Raw genomic sequence first — 1083 nt, 5'->3', positions numbered from 1 at the left:
TAAGTGAATCCGCATAAGTTATGGTGTATAAAGCGAGGCTTATAACAAGGGAGATGCACCATGTCTCGTCGCTTGCGCTTCATTTCTTTGACGCCCGACCAGCAACCTATCGTTAATGACGCCTACCAGCATGGTGAAAAGAGAGCACTACGCCGCAGAGCCCACGCCATCTTGCTCAGCCACAAAGGCCATACGATTAACCAGATTCGCGACATCCTCGGGGTTAAACGCGATACGGTGTCTACTTGGTTATCCCAATGGGAAAAAGACGGTATTGAAGGCCTTCAAGATAAACCTCGTGAAGGACGACCTAGCCTTCTCAACGAAAGCGAGCTTGCTGTGTTACAGCAACTTGTTGAAGAGCACCCGCATCAATTACCTGTCCTCCATGCTAAGTTTCAGGATAAGACAGGTAAAGTCGTCAGCCAGGACACGTTACGTCGTGCATTAAAAAAAACGGCAACAGTTGTAAGCGGGTACGCCGCTCATTGACTGCGCTGCGTGACGAAACGGATTTTCGTCGTACACAAGGTTTGATCAATGCTTTGAAGGAATGGGAAGACAATGGCGAGTGTGATCTTTACTTCTTTGATGAAGCTGGCTTCTCTCAATCATCATCACTTCCCTATGCATGGAGCCCGGTAGGTAAGCCTTGGGAAGTGACCGCCTATTCACGTAGCAAGCGGCTCAATGTGCTGGGCTTTCTCACCAGGAAAGGTAGCTTTTTCCATCGTATGACAACCGAGTCAGTGAAGACAGAGACCGTTATAGAAGCGTTCGATCAGTTCGCGGCACAGAAAAGTCCTGACGCCTTCGCCGTCGTTGTACTGGACAATGCCAAAATGCACCGTTCCAAAGCTTTCCAGCGCAAAATCATCGATTGGATGGCACACCGCATTCATCTGGTATATCTGTCGCCTTATTCGCCGGAGCTGAACCTGATCGAAATTCTTTGGCGTGAAATCAAATACAAGTGGTTACCGCTGACAGCCTACAGTTCGTTCGACAAGCTCTGTGAAGCGGTCAAAAACGTATGTGATAATTACGGAAAAAGTAACTCGATAACTTTTGCATAACCACTTA

At 47.9% G+C, this 1083-nt stretch carries 1 protein-coding gene; it reads left to right on the top strand.

Annotation, left to right across the window (positions count from 1 at the left end; translation table 11 throughout):
• The first annotated feature begins 60 nt into the window (after window positions 1-60).
• Window positions 61-1076, top strand: a protein-coding gene (locus INT22_RS12935) for an IS630 family transposase (protein ID WP_172116735.1) whose coding sequence is annotated in 2 segments (ribosomal slippage) — window positions 61-448 and window positions 448-1076 — 1017 coding nt in all. Because the reading frame shifts where the segments join, the coding sequence is not laid out codon by codon here.
• Window positions 1077-1083: the final 7 nt, after the last annotated feature.

The sequence above is a fragment of the Halomonas sp. 3D7M genome (genome assembly GCF_014897885.1).
Classification (GTDB): domain Bacteria; phylum Pseudomonadota; class Gammaproteobacteria; order Pseudomonadales; family Halomonadaceae; genus Vreelandella.
This window is presented reverse-complemented; position numbering and strand designations above follow the sequence as displayed.